17 protein-coding genes are annotated in these 16,369 nt (G+C 60.0%); 8 read left to right on the top strand and 9 right to left on the bottom strand.

Going from position 1 to position 16,369, the window contains the following annotated elements; genetic code table 11:
• Nucleotides 1-5 precede the first annotated feature (5 nt).
• Complete coding sequence (gene mfd, locus BD293_RS05960; RefSeq protein WP_142080299.1) at nucleotides 6-3,446, bottom strand: transcription-repair coupling factor; 3,441 nt, start codon at nucleotides 3,444-3,446, stop codon at nucleotides 6-8.
• A 33-nt stretch (nucleotides 3,447-3,479) separates the two neighbouring features.
• A complete protein-coding gene (locus BD293_RS05955) occupies nucleotides 3,480-4,007 on the bottom strand; it encodes a component of SufBCD complex (RefSeq protein ID WP_246086229.1) in 528 nt (175 codons plus the stop codon).
• Between the two features lie 220 nt (nucleotides 4,008-4,227).
• Between BD293_RS05955 and gap (BD293_RS05950) the strand changes: the two genes are divergently transcribed.
• The 4 genes from gap (BD293_RS05950) (at nucleotide 4,228) to BD293_RS22645 (ending at nucleotide 7,251) form a co-directional block, all read left to right on the top strand.
• The gene (gene gap / locus BD293_RS05950; protein WP_142080298.1) at nucleotides 4,228-5,232 is read left to right on the top strand and encodes a type I glyceraldehyde-3-phosphate dehydrogenase; all 1,005 of its coding nucleotides are present in this window, start codon (nucleotides 4,228-4,230) and stop codon (nucleotides 5,230-5,232) included.
• Between the two features lie 133 nt (nucleotides 5,233-5,365).
• A complete protein-coding gene (locus tag BD293_RS05945; RefSeq protein ID WP_142080297.1) occupies nucleotides 5,366-5,779 on the top strand; it encodes a rhodanese-like domain-containing protein in 414 nt (137 codons plus the stop codon).
• Nucleotides 5,780-5,865: 86 nt separating this feature from the next.
• A complete protein-coding gene (gene gap, locus BD293_RS05940; protein ID WP_142080296.1) occupies nucleotides 5,866-6,867 on the top strand; it encodes a type I glyceraldehyde-3-phosphate dehydrogenase in 1,002 nt (333 codons plus the stop codon).
• A 219-nt stretch (nucleotides 6,868-7,086) separates the two neighbouring features.
• Nucleotides 7,087-7,251 carry a hypothetical protein gene (locus BD293_RS22645; protein WP_170207071.1) on the top strand — a complete coding sequence of 55 codons (165 nt, stop codon included), beginning with the start codon at nucleotides 7,087-7,089 and terminating at the stop codon, nucleotides 7,249-7,251.
• Between the two features lie 3 nt (nucleotides 7,252-7,254).
• Here the strand turns inward: BD293_RS22645 and coaD are convergent, their stop codons facing one another.
• The 4 genes from coaD to BD293_RS05920 form a co-directional block, all read right to left on the bottom strand.
• Nucleotides 7,255-7,746 (bottom strand): pantetheine-phosphate adenylyltransferase, encoded by a 492-nt coding sequence (gene coaD, locus BD293_RS05935; protein ID WP_142080295.1) that lies wholly within the window; start codon nucleotides 7,744-7,746, stop codon nucleotides 7,255-7,257.
• An 85-nt stretch (nucleotides 7,747-7,831) separates the two neighbouring features.
• Nucleotides 7,832-8,266, bottom strand: a complete 435-nt coding sequence (locus BD293_RS05930) for a CBS domain-containing protein (RefSeq protein ID WP_142080294.1) — start codon at nucleotides 8,264-8,266, stop codon at nucleotides 7,832-7,834.
• A gap of 84 nt (nucleotides 8,267-8,350) precedes the next feature.
• Entirely contained in the window at nucleotides 8,351-8,539 is a 189-nt protein-coding gene (locus BD293_RS05925; protein ID WP_142080293.1) for a hypothetical protein, read from the bottom strand.
• Nucleotides 8,540-8,548: 9 nt separating this feature from the next.
• Nucleotides 8,549-9,742, bottom strand: coding sequence for a deoxyguanosinetriphosphate triphosphohydrolase (locus BD293_RS05920; protein ID WP_142080292.1), 1,194 nt, complete (start codon nucleotides 9,740-9,742; stop codon nucleotides 8,549-8,551).
• Nucleotides 9,743-9,822: 80 nt separating this feature from the next.
• Here BD293_RS05920 and BD293_RS05915 point away from each other — a divergent pair, with 80 nt between their 5' ends.
• From BD293_RS05915 to BD293_RS05900, 4 genes are all read left to right on the top strand, one after another.
• Nucleotides 9,823-10,155 carry a HesB/IscA family protein gene (locus BD293_RS05915; RefSeq protein ID WP_142080291.1) on the top strand — a complete coding sequence of 111 codons (333 nt, stop codon included), beginning with the start codon at nucleotides 9,823-9,825 and terminating at the stop codon, nucleotides 10,153-10,155.
• A 113-nt stretch (nucleotides 10,156-10,268) separates the two neighbouring features.
• The gene (locus tag BD293_RS05910; RefSeq protein ID WP_142080290.1) at nucleotides 10,269-10,886 is read left to right on the top strand and encodes a class I SAM-dependent methyltransferase; all 618 of its coding nucleotides are present in this window, start codon (nucleotides 10,269-10,271) and stop codon (nucleotides 10,884-10,886) included.
• 284 nt (nucleotides 10,887-11,170) lie between these two features.
• The gene (locus BD293_RS05905) at nucleotides 11,171-12,958 is read left to right on the top strand and encodes an ABC transporter transmembrane domain-containing protein (RefSeq protein ID WP_142080289.1); all 1,788 of its coding nucleotides are present in this window, start codon (nucleotides 11,171-11,173) and stop codon (nucleotides 12,956-12,958) included.
• An 84-nt stretch (nucleotides 12,959-13,042) separates the two neighbouring features.
• Nucleotides 13,043-14,278 (top strand): NAD(P)/FAD-dependent oxidoreductase, encoded by a 1,236-nt coding sequence (locus BD293_RS05900; protein WP_142080288.1) that lies wholly within the window; start codon nucleotides 13,043-13,045, stop codon nucleotides 14,276-14,278.
• Here the strand turns inward: BD293_RS05900 and BD293_RS05895 are convergent.
• Genes BD293_RS05895 through BD293_RS05885 form a run of 3 tightly spaced genes read right to left on the bottom strand, consistent with a single transcriptional unit; the run spans nucleotide 14,257 to nucleotide 16,305 of the window.
• Complete coding sequence (locus BD293_RS05895; RefSeq protein ID WP_142084366.1) at nucleotides 14,257-15,060, bottom strand: metal ABC transporter permease; 804 nt, start codon at nucleotides 15,058-15,060, stop codon at nucleotides 14,257-14,259. The genes BD293_RS05900 and BD293_RS05895 overlap by 22 nt on opposite strands.
• On the bottom strand, nucleotides 15,050-15,811 hold the full coding sequence (locus BD293_RS05890) for a metal ABC transporter ATP-binding protein (RefSeq protein ID WP_142080287.1): 762 nt from the start codon (nucleotides 15,809-15,811) through the stop codon (nucleotides 15,050-15,052). The genes BD293_RS05895 and BD293_RS05890 overlap by 11 nt, the downstream gene beginning before the upstream one ends.
• Nucleotides 15,808-16,305, bottom strand: a complete 498-nt coding sequence (locus tag BD293_RS05885; RefSeq protein WP_142080286.1) for a transcriptional repressor — start codon at nucleotides 16,303-16,305, stop codon at nucleotides 15,808-15,810. Before BD293_RS05885 ends, BD293_RS05890 begins: the two co-directional genes overlap by 4 nt.
• Nucleotides 16,306-16,369: the final 64 nt, after the last annotated feature.

Here is a 16,369-nt window from a genome sequence, read left to right as displayed (position 1 = left end):
CCAATTCAGAGTGCAGCCTGCACTGCCAGATCGCGCGCAATGGCAAAGGCACCGCGCACACGGTCTTTCTCGGTTGCCCAATCGCGGCGCACCACGATCTTGTTGTCACGTATCTTCGCCAGCCCGTTTTGGTCCTGTACAAAGACCACCAGCCCGGCGGGGTTGGCAAATTTATCATTGTGGAACTGGATCGTGACACCCTTCGGCCCGGCATCAAACTTGGCAATACCTGCCCGCTTGCATTCCGCCTTGATCCGCATGACCGCCAGAAGCGTGTTCACCTCGCGCGGCAGTTTTCCAAAGCGGTCAATCAATTCTGCCGCAAACCCTTCCAGATCGACCTTGGTTGTCAGCCCCGACAGACGACGGTAAAGGCCAAGGCGCACATCAAGATCAGGCACATAGGCTTCGGGGATCAGCACAGGCACACCCAGATTGATGGTGGGCGCCCATTGCCCGTCAAGATCAGTGACATCCGCGATCTCGCCGGAGCGAATCTTGGCAATCGTCTCTTCCAGCATCTGCTGGTACAACTCATAGCCCACTTCTTTGATATGGCCGGATTGTTCTTCGCCCAAGATATTGCCAGCACCGCGCAGGTCCATATCATGGCTGGCAAGGTTGAACCCCGCCCCCAAACTGTCGAGCGAGGCCAGCAATTTCAGGCGCTTTTGCGCTTGCGGGGTCAGCGGCGCCCGGGGTTTTGTCGTCAGAAAGCAATAAGCGCGCGTTTTGGCACGGCCCACACGACCCCGGATTTGATAGAGTTGCGACAGCCCGAACATGTCGGCGCGGTGCACGATCATCGTATTGGCGCGCGGAATATCAAGGCCGGATTCGACAATCGACGTGGCCAGCAACACATCATATTTGCCGTCGTAAAAGGCGTTCATGCGCGTATCCAACTCGCCCGCGGGCATCTGCCCATTGGCGATGACATAGCTCAGCTCTGGCAGATGGGTGCGCAGAAACTCTTCAATCTCTGACAAGTCGGAGATGCGCGGCACCACAAAGAACGACTGCCCGCCACGGTAATGCTCGCGCAGCAACCCTTCGCGTAAGGTGAGCGTATCAAACTCGCTGACATAAGTGCGGATCGCCAACCGGTCCACGGGCGGGGTTTGGATGATCGACAGATCACGCACACCCGTCAGCGACAGTTGCAAAGTGCGCGGGATGGGTGTGGCGGTCAAGGTAAGCACATGAATGTCGCTGCGCAACTCTTTCAGCCGCTCCTTATGGCCGACCCCAAAATGCTGTTCCTCGTCAATCACCAGCAGCCCCAGATTGGCAAATTTTACACCTTTTGCCAGCAAGGCATGGGTGCCAATACAAATATCGACAGCACCCTTGGCCAAGCCCTCGCGCGTCGTGCTGGCATCTTTGGCGCTGACAAAGCGCGACAAAGGCCGCACATTGATCGGAAACCCCCGGAAGCGGTCGGCGAACGTCTTGTAGTGCTGGCGTGCCAACAATGTGGTGGGGGCAATCACGGCGACTTGTACCCCTGACATGGCCGCGATAAAGGCCGCGCGCATCGCCACCTCGGTCTTGCCAAAGCCGACATCGCCCACCACCAGCCGGTCCATTGGGCGACCAGAGTCGAAATCATCCAGCACATCCTCAATGGCGCGCAACTGGTCTTCGGTTTCGGCGTAGGGGAAGCGGGCCAGAAATTCCTCCCACATGCCATCGGGGGCAGTGAAATGGGGCGCTTTGCGCAACTGGCGCTCGGCGGCAATGCGGATCAGCTTGTCGGCAATCTCGCGGATGCGTTGCTTCAGCTTTGCCTTTTTGGCCTGCCACGCGCCCCCGCCCAAGCGGTCCAGCAAGCCTTCCTCATGGCCATAGCGCGACAGCAGCTCGATATTCTCGACCGGCAGAAACAACCTGTCGCCGCCCGCATATTCGAGCGCGATGCACTCATGCGGCGCGCCCATCGCGGTGATCGTCTCCAGCCCCTTGTAGCGCCCGACACCATGATCGACATGCACAATCAGATCACCGGGCGAAAGGGTCTGCGCCTCGGTCAGGAAGTTTTCGGCCCGCTTGCGCCGTTTGGTGCGGCTGACCAACCGGTCGCCCAACACATCCTGTTCCGAAATAACCGTCAGGCCCGGCGCTTCAAAACCAGCATCCAGCGGCCAGATCGCAAGGTACAGCGCGCCCTGCCCGTCTTTCATGTCGCGCGCCGATCCGATCATCTGCGCGCCACTGGCCCCATGATCTTCCAGCAGGCCCGACAGCCGGTCGCGCGCGCCCTCGGAATGGCTGGCGATCACCACCTGCGACAGTTTGCGCCGCGCGGCCAGATGGGTGGCCAAGGCGTCAAACACATTCTCTCCGGCCAGCCGTTCGGGGGCGAAACTGCGCCCCGCGCGCCCGCCTGCATCCAGCACACCCGGCCCCGGCGCTGTCTTCATCGGGTTCAACTGCATCACGCGCCGGCCCGCAAGTGCGCCTTGCCAGCCAGTGTCATCCAGATACAGCAACCCCGGTGGACAAGGTTTATAGACTGTGTCCAGCCGCCCCTTAGCGCTCATCGCCTCGCGCCGCGCATCATACTGATCGGCAATCCCTTCCCACCGCGACGCGCGCGCCGCTTCCAACTGGTCATCGAGCATCACGGCCGCACCGGGCAGATAGTCAAAGATCGTCTCCATCCGGTCATGGAAGAAGGGCAGCCAATGCTCCATGCCCTGATGCTTGCGCCCTGCGCTGACCGCTTCATAGAGCGGGTCATCACTTCCGGCGGTGCCAAATTCGATCCGGTAATTCTGCCGAAACCGCGTGATCGCAGCTTCGTCCAGAATAATCTCAGAGACAGGTGCAAACTCGACCACTTGCAGCTTTTCAAGGCTGCGCTGGGTAGCGGGATCAAACCGGCGCGCGCCGTCCAGCACATCGCCGAACAGGTCCAGCCGCACAGGCCCGCTTTCGCCCGGTGGATAGATGTCGAAAATACCACCCCGAATGGCAAAATCACCCGGTTCAGTAACCGTAGGCGATTGCGAAAAGCCCATGCGCACCAGCCAGTTGCGCAGTGCCGCTTCATCAATACGCCGCCCCACCTCGGCGCGAAAGGACGCACGCGCAACAACGTCGCGCGCAGGTACGCGTTGTTGTGCCGCCGAGAGGGTGGTCAGCAAGATGAATGGACCCGGCACCCCCTGCGCCAGTGCCGCCAGCGTCGCCATCCGGTTTGACGCAATCTCCGGGTTGGGCGAGACACGGTCATACGCCAGACAATCCCACGCAGGAAAACGCAGCACGCTGGTATTCGGCGCGCAGAATGCCAAGGCTTGTGCCATTGCCTCGGCGCGTTTGTCATCACGCGCGACATGGATCACGCTGCTGGATGCCCGCTCAAGCTCGCGCGCAAGCAGTTGCGCGTCATAGCCTTCGGGCGCGCCACCCAGAATGACCGTCTCAGTCGCCACTGTCATGATGATGAAGTCCTTTTTCCGCAGATGCCGCGCTTACATACTCAACGCAGAGCGCGACAGCACATGCAGCATGCCCCAGACCGCTGTGGCAAAAATAGTAACAACCCCAAGGCACTGCACCCAGAAGCGATGCCGCAGCAGCGCGCGACATAATTGCAAACCCTGCATCGACTCGCGCTCAATCCGAAAGGACAGACGCAATTCCAGCAACCGCACCAAGGTCAGCGGGAAGATCAGCAGAAACACGGCCTGTGCAAATTCCAAGCGGTACGCAAAGGCCAGCATCAGCACCAATGTCAGAACCGCCGCCGCAAAGCCAACAATCCAATGCCCTGCCCGCCGCATCAGGGACAATTTGCGCCGGACATGTATTTCGACAAGCGTTTGCAGATCTTCCATATTCTGCAACCCGTCGCGCCGTGCACGTGTGATCAGATCAAAAGACGCGCCCAGCACAAACTGGCTGGCGGCTGACCAAAACAGCGCCACAACTATCCAGAACCAGACCGACGAGAAGGATCGCATGTCGATCAGGCTGAATATGTTTTCCAGAAAAGCCACTATGCCTGCGCTCCGCTGCTGTCTGCCCCGCCCCTACATGCAACGCAGCGCGCAGTAGCGCAAGTCGACAAAACCCGAAGACGGGGCCAAACCAGTCACAAACGGTGGCGCTATCATCCGAAGATTGCGCTAACGACATTATTCGTGTCGGCTTTCGCCCTTTTTTCGACGCCTTGTGCTGGCTATACCCGACGCAACGGCACAGCGCGGAGTTACAGTCATGACCATCACCATTGGGATCAACGGGTTCGGACGCATCGGACGGTGCACCTTGGCCCATATCGCCGAGAGTGCACGCAACGATGTCGAGGTTGTGAGGATCAACGCCACTGGCCCGATTGAGACAAATGCCCATCTGTTGAAATACGACTCGGTGCATGGGCGGTTTCCCGGCACCATTCGTGTTGACGGCGACACGCTTGATCTGGGCCGTGGGCCGATCAAGGTCATGTCGACCTATGAGCCGGAAGACCTGGACTGGGATGGCATAGACGTCGTTCTGGAATGCACCGGCAAGTTTAATGAACGCGACAAGGCGGCGGTTCATCTGACACGCGGGGCTAGCCGCGTGCTGGTATCGGCACCCGCAAAGAACGCAGATGCCACGATTGTTTACGGCGTGAACCATCGTTTACTGCGGCCAGAGCATCTGGTTGTTTCAAACGGCTCTTGCACGACAAACTGTCTGGCCCCGCTGGCCAAGGTTCTGAACGATGCCATCGGCATTGAATCGGGCATCATGACGACAGTTCACAGCTATACCGGCGACCAACCGACGTTGGATCGCCGCCACAAGGATCTTTACCGTGCCCGCGCCGCCGCGATGGCGATGATCCCCACCTCGACCGGGGCAGCAAAAGCGCTTGGCGAGGTTCTGCCAGAATTGGCAGGCAAGCTGGATGGAACAGCCCTGCGGGTGCCAACCCCCAATGTCAGCGCCGTAGATCTGACCTTTCAGGCAGGCCGCGATGTGACAGTGGCCGATGTCAACGAGATCGTGCGCGAGGCAGCCGCCGGGGCGATGGGGGCCGTTCTGTCCTATGACCCGGAGCCGAAAGTCTCGATTGATTTTAATCACACACCCTATTCTTCGATTTTCGCACCGGACCAGACCAAGGTTGTCGGGCGTCGCATGGTGCGGGTACTGGCATGGTATGACAACGAATGGGGGTTTTCGTGCCGCATGGCCGATGTGGCCGCTGCGATGGGCCGCCTGATCCACTGACCCTGCCCCACAGATTTGCGCAGAATGAAAAGACCCGTCAGCCCGCTGGCGGGTCTTCTCATTGTGATGTTTTGTCACCTTTTGCGTGCACGAGAAGCACGTTACACATTCATTAAATCAAAGAGGTCTATTCATGAAACGTATTGCCCTGTCTCTGCTTGCCGCTTTTATGTTTATCGCACCCGCGACAGCACAACAGGTCTATACGGCAGAGCCTTCGGCACAACAGCTGGAGGAGGTTCCGGTCTTGCTGGTTGATATTCGCCAGCCACAGGAATGGGTTGAAACCGGTGTCTTGCCAAATGCGCTTTTGCTGACATTCAATGATCCGGCAAGCTTCATGAAAGCGCTGCAACCGCATCTGCAACCGGGACAACCGGTTGCTCTTATCTGCCGCACGGGCAATCGGACAGCGCGCGCGGCGCGCCTGATCGCCCCGGAACTGGACGTTCCGGTGATCGACGTGGCGGGCGGTATTTTCCGGCTCATGGCGGCAGGCTATCAGCCCCATACCCCAAATCGCGCCCAAGGCTGCACAATCTGCTGAACTTAAACTGCGCTGGTGCGCATCGCACTTGAAATCACTCGCCACATTGTGTTAGCGCAAACACATATTTTCGTGAGGAGAAACCAATGACCACACGTCTTGCAATCAACGGGTTTGGCCGGATCGGGCGGCTTGTGCTCCGCGCGCTGGTAGAACAACAGCGCGATGATCTGGAGATCGTTGCCATCAACGACCTCGGCCCGGTCGAGAGCAATGCGCATCTGCTGCGTTTTGACTCGGTCCATGGCAGGTTTCCGACTGAGGTGACAGTGGATGGCGACACGATTAATGTCGGGCGCGGTCCCATCAAGGTAACCTCCGCCCGCGACCCTGCCGAACTGCCTTGGGACGATATCGACATCGTGTTGGAATGCACCGGCATTTTCACCGATGCCGACAAAGCCAAGCTGCATCTGGGACGCGCCGGCAAGGTACTGGTCTCGGCCCCTTCCAAGGGCGCGGACAAGACCATCGTATACGGCGTGAACCACGACAGTCTGACGGCGGATGACAGGATCGTATCGAACGGGTCATGCACAACCAACTGTCTGGCCCCGGTGGTGAAAGTCCTGAATGACGCCGTCGGTATTTCGCGCGGATTCATGACGACCATTCACAGCTATACCGGTGATCAACCCACGCTGGATACGATGCACAAGGACATGTACCGCGCCCGCGCCGCAGCCATGAGCCTGATCCCCACCAGCACCGGTGCCGCCAAGGCTGTGGGGTTGGTATTGCCAGAACTGGCGGGAAAACTGGACGGTGTCGCCATCCGCGTGCCGACCCCCAATGTCTCGGTCGTGGACCTGACATTCGAGGCCGCGCGCGATGTCACTGCCGACGAGATCAACACAGCCATGATCGCTGCGGCCGCGTCAGGCCCCCTGAAAGGGGTTCTGGGCGTGACCGACCAGCCCAATGTGTCGATGGATTTCAACCATGACCCGCGCTCGTCGATCTTCCATCTGGACCAAACCAAGGTGCTGGAGGGGCGCATGGTGCGCATTCTGTCATGGTATGATAATGAATGGGGCTTTTCCAACCGGATGCTGGATACGGCAGCCGCGATGGCGCAGGCGAAGTAAGAACAAACGCCTATGCTTTCAGAAAGCCGCACCTGCTGGTGCGGCTTTTTCATTTCTGTGCGGCACGGTGCTAATCCGTCTTCGCACGCGCGGGGCGTAGCAATTGTTACCGCTCACACTTGCATTCAGTGCAACGCGGCCCTGCAACTCTGGCGGTTGTGCTGCGCTGCAGCATAGCACATCTTCGCAGGGACACACAGCCCCCGAAAGGAGCCGACTATGACCTCGCTTCTGACCAAAGTGCAAAATCGCCTTAAGAAGCGCGCCGCCTATGCGCGCACCAAGGCAAAGTTGCAAGCCATGCCGCTGGCAGTGGCCATCGATCTTGACATCTACCAGCCTGACGCGGCCAAAATTGCCGCAGAGGCCGTTTACGGCACCTGACCCTTAGCCGTATTTGGCAAGCAGCGCCTCGCGGATCGGGGGCGAGACGAATTTCGACACGTCCCCGCCCAGCCGCGCGATTTCCTTGACCAGTTTCGAGGCAATCGCCTGATGCCGCGCTTCGGCCATCAGGAACACTGTCTCGATACTGTCATCCATGGCGAGGTTCATCCCCACCATCTGAAATTCATATTCAAAATCCGTCACCGCGCGCAGCCCCCGAATGATGATCGACGCGCCCACATCGCGCGCGCAATCAATCAACAGATTCTCGAATGGATGGGCCACAATATCGACGCCCGTGCGTTCGCGCAGGTCCGTCACCTCGGCCTCGATCATCGCCACCCGCTCTTCCAGCGTGAACAGCGGGCCCTTGTCACGGTTGATCGCAACGCCGATCACCAGCCTGTCCACAAGCTGCGCCGCGCGCGTGATGATATCGCGATGCCCCAGTGTCAGCGGGTCGAAAGTCCCCGGATAAAGTCCGATGCGCATCGGCGTCCCCCTCATGTCTGCCCTCTGGGGGAACGCAACAATATTGCGCAGGGATATGCAAGCCTTCGGCTGTAAAAAGCGGCGCTCAATAGCCCATGATCATGCCGGTCAGCGCGTCTTTTTCCAGTTGCAGCTCTGACATCTTCGCCGCCACCACATCCCCGATCGAGACAAGCGCGATCATCTTCTCCCCCTCCATCACGGGCAAGTGGCGAAAGCGTTTCTGTGTCATTGTCTGCAAAACCAGATCGGTGCTGTCTTCGGGGCTACAGCCAAAAACGCTGCGCGTCATCACATCGTCGACCTTGTCGGACAGGCATTCCGCGCCACGTTTGCCTAACTCGCGTACGATGTCACGTTCGGACAATATGCCAGCGACCTTTTCGCCATCCTGTGACACCACAACGGCACCGATTCGCTTTTGCGACAGCAACTTGGCGGCGTCGCCCAATGAGGAACCAGGGCTGACCGTTATTACGCCCTGTTGCGGTTTGTTACGAATAATCTGACTGACAAGCATGAAACCCACCTCCCGTTATTTTGGTGGCACAGACAAGACGGGCTGCACCAGCCCGTCCAAGGTCCGCCAGTCATGGCCTTTGTGTCAAGTGGAATAAAGGCGTATCACGTCGGATCTGCGGTTTGGCGCGCGGCAATGGCGGCCTCGAACCCCGATCACAGCAGCCAGATACCGTCGCCACCGACCGAGACCCGGCAGAGCTTTTTCCGAGATACCCAATGCGGCGGCGCGCATGGCAAAGTCACCCAGCATTACATCTGAACGCCCCGCCATGACGCCCCCTTACAGGTAACGGGCGCCCACGGGCTTCTCGCCACGGATCAGACGTGCATGTTCCTGAATCGCAAACCGGTCGGTCATGCCAGAGACATAATCTGCGACAATCCGCGCCAATTCGGTTTGCCCATATGCTGCATCCATATCGCGCCGCCATTCGGCGGGCAGCAACTCGGGGCGGCCCATGAACAACGGGAACAACTCGCGCACCATCGTTGTGACCTGCGCGCGCATCTCGACCACAGACGGGGCGCGGTACATGCGGTTGAACAGGAACTGACGGATCACCTTCAATTCCCGGAACAGACGGTCTGAAAACCGGATGATGGTCAGGTTCAGATCGCGCACATCTTGTGCATGGCTCAGGTTTGCGGGGCCAAGCCGTGTCTCGGCCACAAGCAACACATCCTCGACCATAACCCCGAACACACGGCGCAGCGCCTCATGCCTGCGCCGCATCACATCAAGTCCGGGATAGAGCCTGTCCACTTCGGCAAAGGCCGGGCCGGTGATCGGCAATTCCATCAGATCAGCTTCGGTGAACAGGCCAGAGCGCAGCCCATCATGCAGATCGTGGTGATTATAGGCAATGTCATCGGCAATCGCGGCAACCTGCGCTTCTGCGCTGGCATAGCCATGCAACTCCAGATCAAAGGCTGCGTTACATTCGACCAGCGCATAGGGCAGCACATCGCCTTTCAGGGGCGTGCCATCTGCCCGCGCAACGGGTCCGTTATGCTTTGCGATGCCTTCCAGCGTTTCCCATGTCAGGTTCAGCCCGTCGAAATCGGCATAATGGCATTCCAGCAGGGTGACGATCCGCAACGCCTGCGCGTTATGGTCGAACCCGCCATAAGGGGCCATCAGATCACACAGCGCATCTTCACCGGTATGGCCAAAGGGCGGATGGCCCAGATCATGTGCCAGCGCAATCGCCTCGGCCAGATCGGTGTTCAACCCCAATGCCCCTGCCAACGTCCGCGCCACCTGCGCCACCTCGATTGAATGGGTCAGCCGCGTGCGGTAGTAATCGCCCTCATGCTCGATAAACACCTGCGTCTTGTGCTTGAGCCGCCGAAAGGCGCTGGAGTGGATAATGCGGTCGCGGTCACGCTGAAATGGCGAGCGAAAGGTGCTCATCGCTTCCGTGTGCAGCCGCCCGCGCGAATCTTCGGGCCGCGTTGCGTAGGGTTTGAGCATTTCCTCTCCAGCCATCTTGCCGAACACTGTCGGCTTGCTTATATCAGAGCAAAGTAATCGGAAATAGACACTGGAACCGCATGTCCCTAACTCTGCCCCCTCGCGTAAGCGACCGCGCCTTTGCTCGCCTTGCTGAAATCGCTGAAGATACCGGCGAGGTCAAGGCCTTGCGCGTGGCCGTTGATGGTGGCGGATGCTCTGGCTTTCAATACGACATCCGGTTTGACGAACCGACAGCCGATGACCTTGTGCTTGAGAAGAATGGCCAGAAGGTATTGATTGACCCTGTCTCTCTGCCCTTTCTTGAAAACGCTGTGGTTGATTTCACCGAAGAACTGATCGGCTCGCGCTTTGTCATCGACAATCCGAACGCATCGTCAAGTTGCGGCTGCGGCATCAGCTTTTCGATGTAGGTGCCTGTAAAACGCACATAACGGAAAGTTTGCCCCGATCCGCTCAGCCAACAGGTTGACCCTAAGGCGGGACTAGCCCACATCTGGCAGCAGCCGGTAAGGGAGGGCTGAACTTGAAACCAGAAGCTATCACGTCAAGCTATCGCCGCTGGGCACCGATTTACGATCTAACCTTTGGCCGCATCACCAACACAGGCCGCCGCCATGCTACGCAGGTCGCCAACACCATTGGGGGCCGCGTATTGGAAGTGGGCGTTGGCACTGGTCTGGCGCTACCCTATTACAACGCCTCGCTCGACGTGACCGGAATTGATTTTTCAGAAGATATGCTGACCCGCGCCCGCACCAAGGTCAGCGAAGAGAAGCTGGACCATGTGCGCGATCTGCGGCAGATGGACGCGCGCAATCTGGATTTCCCTGATGCAAGTTTCGACACGGTCGTGGCCATGCATCTGATCTCGGTTGTGCCAGACCCCGAACAGGTCATGGCCGAAATGGCACGTGTGTGCAAACCCGGCGGGCAAATCCTGCTGGTCAACCATTTCGCCCGCGAAGAAGGCTGGCTGGCGTGGCTAGAGCGCAAATTTGCGCCCTTCGCCGACTGGATGGGCTGGCATTCAAACTTCCCCAAAGACCGGGTGTTGGGCGTGCATGACCTGCAACTTGTGGAAGATACACCGCTGACAAGTCTGGGTGTTTTCACCTTTTTGCGGATGGAGAAAGCGGCCTGAGTGCTGTCATTTGAGACGGGTCGCGCCCACACCGCGCGCGGCCCTTCATGCGCCTTGCCGTCGATCAGATAGGCGCAGAACGCCACGCGGGTCTGTTGGTCAGCAGACTTTAGGATTTGGCCCTGCCACACACGGCACAGGTCGCTTCATGCGACACCATGTCAGGTTTTGCACCACCATAACGATTACGGCCCCCTGATTGCGCCCATGCATGCCCAAGCTGGGGGTTGCCCCCTTGCGCTGGCTGACCTAAACCGTATCGAACTTAGCAAGAGCAAGGGCGCATGACAGACACTGACGCAGCGCAACAAGACCGCGCGAAATCCAGAAATATGGGCGCGCTGCGGGGGTTATGGCCGTTCATTCGCCCCTATACCGGGTTGCTGGCAATCGCGATCCTTGCCCTTGTGGCGACCGCAGCCATCACGCTTGCGCTGCCCTTGGCCGTTCGCCGTGTTGTTGACGGGTTTGAAGCCCGCGAAATGGCGCTGCTGAACCAGTATTTTGCTGGCGCATTCGCATTGGCGGGTCTGTTGGCACTGGGCACAGGGCTGCGCTATTATTTCGTCACGCGTCTTGGTGAGCGGATCGTGGCTGATATTCGCAAAGCACTTTTCGCGCGTGTCATCGACCGCAGCCCTGCATTTTATGAACGCATCATGACCGGCGAGGTGCTGTCGCGCCTGACGACCGATACCACGCTTATTCAGTCGGTCATCGGCTCGTCTGTTTCTATCGCGTTGCGCAATGCGCTGATGTTGATGGGCGGGTTGATCCTGCTGGGGCTGACTTCGGCCAAGCTGATGGGCTTTGTGTTGCTCATGGTGCCGGTCATCATCGTGCCGATTGTGGTCATGGGGCGCAAGCTGCGCAAACTCTCGCGCGAGAATCAGGACTGGATCGCGGCCAGTTCCGGCAATGCCTCGGAAGCGTTGAGTGCTGTTCAGACCGTGCAGGCCAACACGCATGAGGCCGCATCCCGCGCGGCCTTTGACCGTGTAACCGAAACCAGTTTCGATGTGGCACGGCGGCGAATCTTCACCCGCGCGCTGCTGACTGTAATTGTCATTTCACTGGTATTCACTGGCATTCTGGGCACGCTTTGGGTCGGCGCGCGCGATGTGGCGGCGGGCGTCATGTCACCGGGCGAATTGGCGCAATTCGTCATCTATGCGGTCATCGTCGCGGGGTCGGTCGGGGCGTTGTCTGAGATCTGGTCAGAGCTGCAACGTGCCGCGGGCGCGACTGAACGGTTGATCGAGTTGCTGTCTGCCGAAGACGCCGTGCAAGACCCTGCCTCCCCAATGCCCCTGCCCAAGCCCACACGCGGCGCGGTGCAATTTGACGCGGTCAGCTTTCAATACCCCACCCGCCCCGGCCAGCAAGCGCTGGAGAATGTCAGCCTGACGGTTTCACCGGGCGAGACTGTGGCTCTTGTAGGCCCCTCTGGCGCGGGCAAGACGACCATCCTGCAATTGCTGATGCGCTATTATGATCCGAAATCCGGTCATATCCGCATTGATGGCATGGATCTGCGCGATATGGAGCGCAGCGATTTCCGGCGCGCGATTGCCTTGGTGCCGCAAGACCCGGTAATCTTTGCCACCTCGGCTATGGATAACATCCGGTTTGGTCGCCCCGGCGCGTCTGACAGCGAAGTGTTGGCCGCGGCACGCGCTGCACATGCCGATACGTTCCTCGACCGTCTGCCCGATGGGTATAACACCGAGCTGGGCGAGCGCGGCGTCATGCTGTCGGGCGGACAAAAACAGCGCGTGGCCATCGCACGCGCCATCCTGCGCGATGCGCCGATCCTGCTTCTGGACGAAGCAACCAGCGCATTGGACGCCGAATCCGAAGCCGCCGTGCAGCGCGCGGTCGACCATTTGTCCAAGGGCCGTACGACCATTGCAATCGCGCACCGTCTGGCGACCGTCAAACAGGCAGATCGCATCGTGGTGTTTGATGAGGGGCGCATTGTTGCCACGGGCACGCATGAAGAACTGGTGGCACAGGGCGGGCTGTATGCAAGGCTCGCACGCTTGCAATTCACCGCCGAACGCGCGGCCTGATCGTACGATCAATTGCCGCGCTTGCCGCTTGCACATGCGGGACTTTTGCAGGACACCTGCGACAGATCATCTGAAAGGCCGCGCATGGCACAGCAGACGGAAATCGCAGTTATCGGCGGCGGCGTTGTCGGCCTGTCCTGCGCGTTGCGCTTGGCCGAGCAGGGCCATGAGGTCACGCTGATTGCGCCCAAGGATGACGAGAGCGGTGCCTCCTACGGCAATGCAGGTGTTATTGCCGATTACGCTGTTATGCCCGTCGGCACGCCCGATGTGCTGCGCAACCTGCCCTCACTTCTGTTCAACCGCGACAGCCCGCTGGCCATTCGCCCTGCCGCCGCACTCAGCCTTGCGCCGTGGCTTGCGCGTTTCGCGCGCGAATGTCTGCCCCGGCGCGCCGAGGCCAATGCCCGCGCGATTGCCGCCCTTCTGGCCCCCAGTGCGCCCGCGTGGCGCAGCCTGGCAGCGCAGATCGGGGGCACGGCATGGCTTAAACCTCTCGGTTCGCTGTATCTGTTTGAAACCGAAGCAGAGCGCCGCGCCGCCGATTTCAGCACCTATCGCGCGCATGGCGTCGAAGTAGAGCAGATCAGCCGCGACGAGTTGGGCCAGTTGCAGCCGGGACTGCCTGCCGATGTGGGTGCAGGTGCTGCGTTCTTTCCGCGCACGGTCACATTGGATGACCCCGCCGCCATGCTGCGCGCCTTGCACGCTAGCGTTGATGCGGCAGGTGTGCACCGGATCGAGGGGCAAGTCAAAGCTCTGACGCGCGAAGGGGGGCGTGTGCATCTGAGCGGGGACAGGCTGACCCTGACCGCACGCAAGGTGGTTCTCGCTGCCGGCGCGTGGTCTAAACCCCTAGCGGCGATGGCCGGCGACCGCGTGCTGTTGGACACAGAACGCGGGTATCATCTGGAATATGACTGTGCGACACCGCGCCTGATCCGCCAGATGACGCCAGTGTCGCGGGGTTTCTATTTCTCTCCAATGGCGGGGCGGCTGCGTGTGGCTGGCACGGTCGAGTTGGGGGGGCTGAAAGCGCCCCCTTCGCCGCATCGCTGGGCAGTTATGGAACGCGGCGCGCGCGCAATTCTGCCCGATCTGCCCGAACCTGACCGCCGCTGGATGGGCTTTCGCCCGTCCTTGCCGGATTCGCGCCCTGTGATCGGCCCCTCTCGCGCGGGGGCGGATGTGATCCATGCCTATGGACATGGGCATTTGGGCCTGACCCTTGCCCCCATTACAGCCCAGATCGTCGCAGATTTGGTCGCTGGACGCACGCCAGAGTTGGATATTGCGCCCTACCGCCCCAACCGTTTCTGAAGCACCGACCCTGCAATCGTTGTCACCAGAAAGATCATGGCCGCGAAAACCACGATCGAGGGGCCAGAGGGCGTGTCATGCGTCAGGGACAGTTGCAGCCCCCCCCAGACCGACACGCCGCCAATCACAACCGCCCCTAACGCCATGCTTTCCGGCGAGCGAGCGAAATTGCGCGCCGCCGCCGCCGGAATAATCAGCAAGGCCGCGATCAGAAGCGCGCCCACGATTTTCAGCGCCACCGCCACCACGATGGCCAGTGCAATCGTCAGAACTAAGCGCTCATGTCCCGGATTGATCCCCGACGCATGGGCCAGATCCTCATTCAATGTCGCTGTCAGAAGGGCTGCCCACCGCCACAGGATCAACCCCAATACCAGCAGCGACCCCGTCGCAATCACCGCAAGGTCAAACCGCGACACCGCCAGAATATCGCCAAACAGATAGGCCGACAGATCAACCCGCACCGCAGGCAGAAACGACACCGCAACCAGACCAAAGGCCAGCGCCGAATGCGCAAGCACACCCAGCGTTGTATCCATTGCCCAGCCGCGCCCCGCCAGCACGGAAACGATCATCGCCATGACCAATGCCACCACCATGGTGCCAATGAAAATGCTGATCTGAAACCCCAGCGCCAGCGCGACGCCCAGAATCGCGGCATGGGCTGTTGCATCGCCAAAGTAGGCCATGCGCCGCCAGACCACAAAGCACCCCAACGGCCCTGTCGCCAGCGCCACAGCCAGCCCTGCAAGCGTTGCGCGCAGCATAAAATCATCCAGCATGATGGGCGTGATCCTTTTCTTCATGGGTGTGGTCATGGTCGTGATCATGCTCGTGGTCGTGGCTGTGCTGATACAGCGCCAGCGCCCCGCCCGTGCCCAAACCAAACAACGCGCGGTATTCCGGGGCCGCGCGCACCACATGCGGCGCGCCTTCGCAACAGACATGCCCGTTGATACAAACCACCCGATCCGAGGCCGCCATCACCACATGCAGATCATGACTGACCGACAGCACAGCGCAGCCAATTTCGCGGCGGACTTCTTCGATCAGACGGTAAAAGCTGGCAACGCCGGGTTGGTCCAGCCCGGCTGTCGGCTCATCCAGCATCAGAATATCGGGTTTGACCAGCAGGGCACGGGCCAGCAGCACCCGCTGGAACTGCCCGCCCGACAATGTCGCCATATTCTGGGCAGCCACATCGGGCACACCTACACGGTCGAGCACCTGTGCAATCTCGGACGCACTACGCCGCTTTGGCAGCGACAGAAAACGTGAAACCGGCAAGGGCAGACCTGGGTCGATATGCAACCGCTGCGGCACGTAGCCGACGCTGACACCCTTGGCGCGCGTGATCCGCCCGCTCGACGGGGGCACGACCCCCAGAAGTGCGCGCAAAAATGTGGTCTTGCCTGACCCGTTCGGCCCGACAATGGTAACAATCTCGCCTCGCTCCATCTGGAAGTCGATGTCAAATAACACCTTGCGCCCGCCATAATGGACGCCCAGACCTGCCGCTGTAATCAGACTCACGCGTGCGCCCCCTGACAGGCGCGACACAACCCGACCGCTTCAATCGTGGCGCGATCAAGCGCAAAGCCTGCGGCATCCGCCGCAGCACTCAACGCGGCATTGACCCCGCCAGCCTGCGCCTCGGTCACGCTGTCACAGGCAGAACAAATCAAAAAGGCCGCGCGATGGTCTTCGCTGGGATGCGCGCAGGCGGTAAAGGCGTTCAGCCGCCTGATTCGATGCGCCATGCCATTCTCGACCAGAAAGTTAAGCGCGCGGTAGGCAACCGGGGGCTGGGTGCCGAACCCTTCGGCAGCAAGCTGTTCCAGCACGTCATACGCCCCCAAAGCACCATGCGCCTGAAGCAGGATTTCCAGTGTCCGCCGTCGCACAGGTGTCAGACGAACCTTGCGGTCCTTTGCGCGGGCTTCGGCCAGATCAAGAATCGCCTGTGCATTCGCTGTGCCACTATGGCTGGCACAGCAAAATCCACCCTGCCCCGCATGCTCTGTCATTATTGCCGCCTTGACTGTTATGATATAACGTTAGATAGGTCGTGAAACTTTATAACACAAGGAG

The sequence above is a fragment of the Roseinatronobacter monicus genome (assembly GCF_006716865.1).
In the GTDB taxonomy this organism is placed as follows: Bacteria; Pseudomonadota; Alphaproteobacteria; order Rhodobacterales; family Rhodobacteraceae; genus Roseinatronobacter; species Roseinatronobacter monicus.
Note: the sequence above shows the minus strand (reverse complement) of the source record. Positions and strands in the feature narration are given on the sequence as shown.

Excerpts from the sequence above, each read along its gene's own strand:
- mfd (WP_142080299.1), bottom strand. The coding sequence starts at position 3,446 with ATGACAGTGGCGACTGAGACGGTCATTCTGGGTGGCGCGCCCGAAGGC.
- gap (WP_142080298.1), top strand. The coding sequence starts at position 4,228 with ATGACCATCACCATTGGGATCAACGGGTTCGGACGCATCGGACGGTGC.
- BD293_RS05945 (WP_142080297.1), top strand. The coding sequence starts at position 5,366 with ATGAAACGTATTGCCCTGTCTCTGCTTGCCGCTTTTATGTTTATCGCA.
- gap (WP_142080296.1), top strand. The coding sequence starts at position 5,866 with ATGACCACACGTCTTGCAATCAACGGGTTTGGCCGGATCGGGCGGCTT.
- BD293_RS22645 (WP_170207071.1), top strand. The coding sequence starts at position 7,087 with ATGACCTCGCTTCTGACCAAAGTGCAAAATCGCCTTAAGAAGCGCGCC.
- coaD (WP_142080295.1), bottom strand. The coding sequence starts at position 7,746 with ATGCGCATCGGACTTTATCCGGGGACTTTCGACCCGCTGACACTGGGG.
- BD293_RS05930 (WP_142080294.1), bottom strand. The coding sequence starts at position 8,266 with ATGCTTGTCAGTCAGATTATTCGTAACAAACCGCAACAGGGCGTAATA.
- BD293_RS05925 (WP_142080293.1), bottom strand. The coding sequence starts at position 8,539 with ATGGCGGGGCGTTCAGATGTAATGCTGGGTGACTTTGCCATGCGCGCC.
- BD293_RS05920 (WP_142080292.1), bottom strand. The coding sequence starts at position 9,742 with ATGCTCAAACCCTACGCAACGCGGCCCGAAGATTCGCGCGGGCGGCTG.
- BD293_RS05915 (WP_142080291.1), top strand. The coding sequence starts at position 9,823 with ATGTCCCTAACTCTGCCCCCTCGCGTAAGCGACCGCGCCTTTGCTCGC.
- BD293_RS05905 (WP_142080289.1), top strand. The coding sequence starts at position 11,171 with ATGACAGACACTGACGCAGCGCAACAAGACCGCGCGAAATCCAGAAAT.
- BD293_RS05900 (WP_142080288.1), top strand. The coding sequence starts at position 13,043 with ATGGCACAGCAGACGGAAATCGCAGTTATCGGCGGCGGCGTTGTCGGC.
- BD293_RS05895 (WP_142084366.1), bottom strand. The coding sequence starts at position 15,060 with ATGCTGGATGATTTTATGCTGCGCGCAACGCTTGCAGGGCTGGCTGTG.
- BD293_RS05885 (WP_142080286.1), bottom strand. The coding sequence starts at position 16,305 with ATGACAGAGCATGCGGGGCAGGGTGGATTTTGCTGTGCCAGCCATAGT.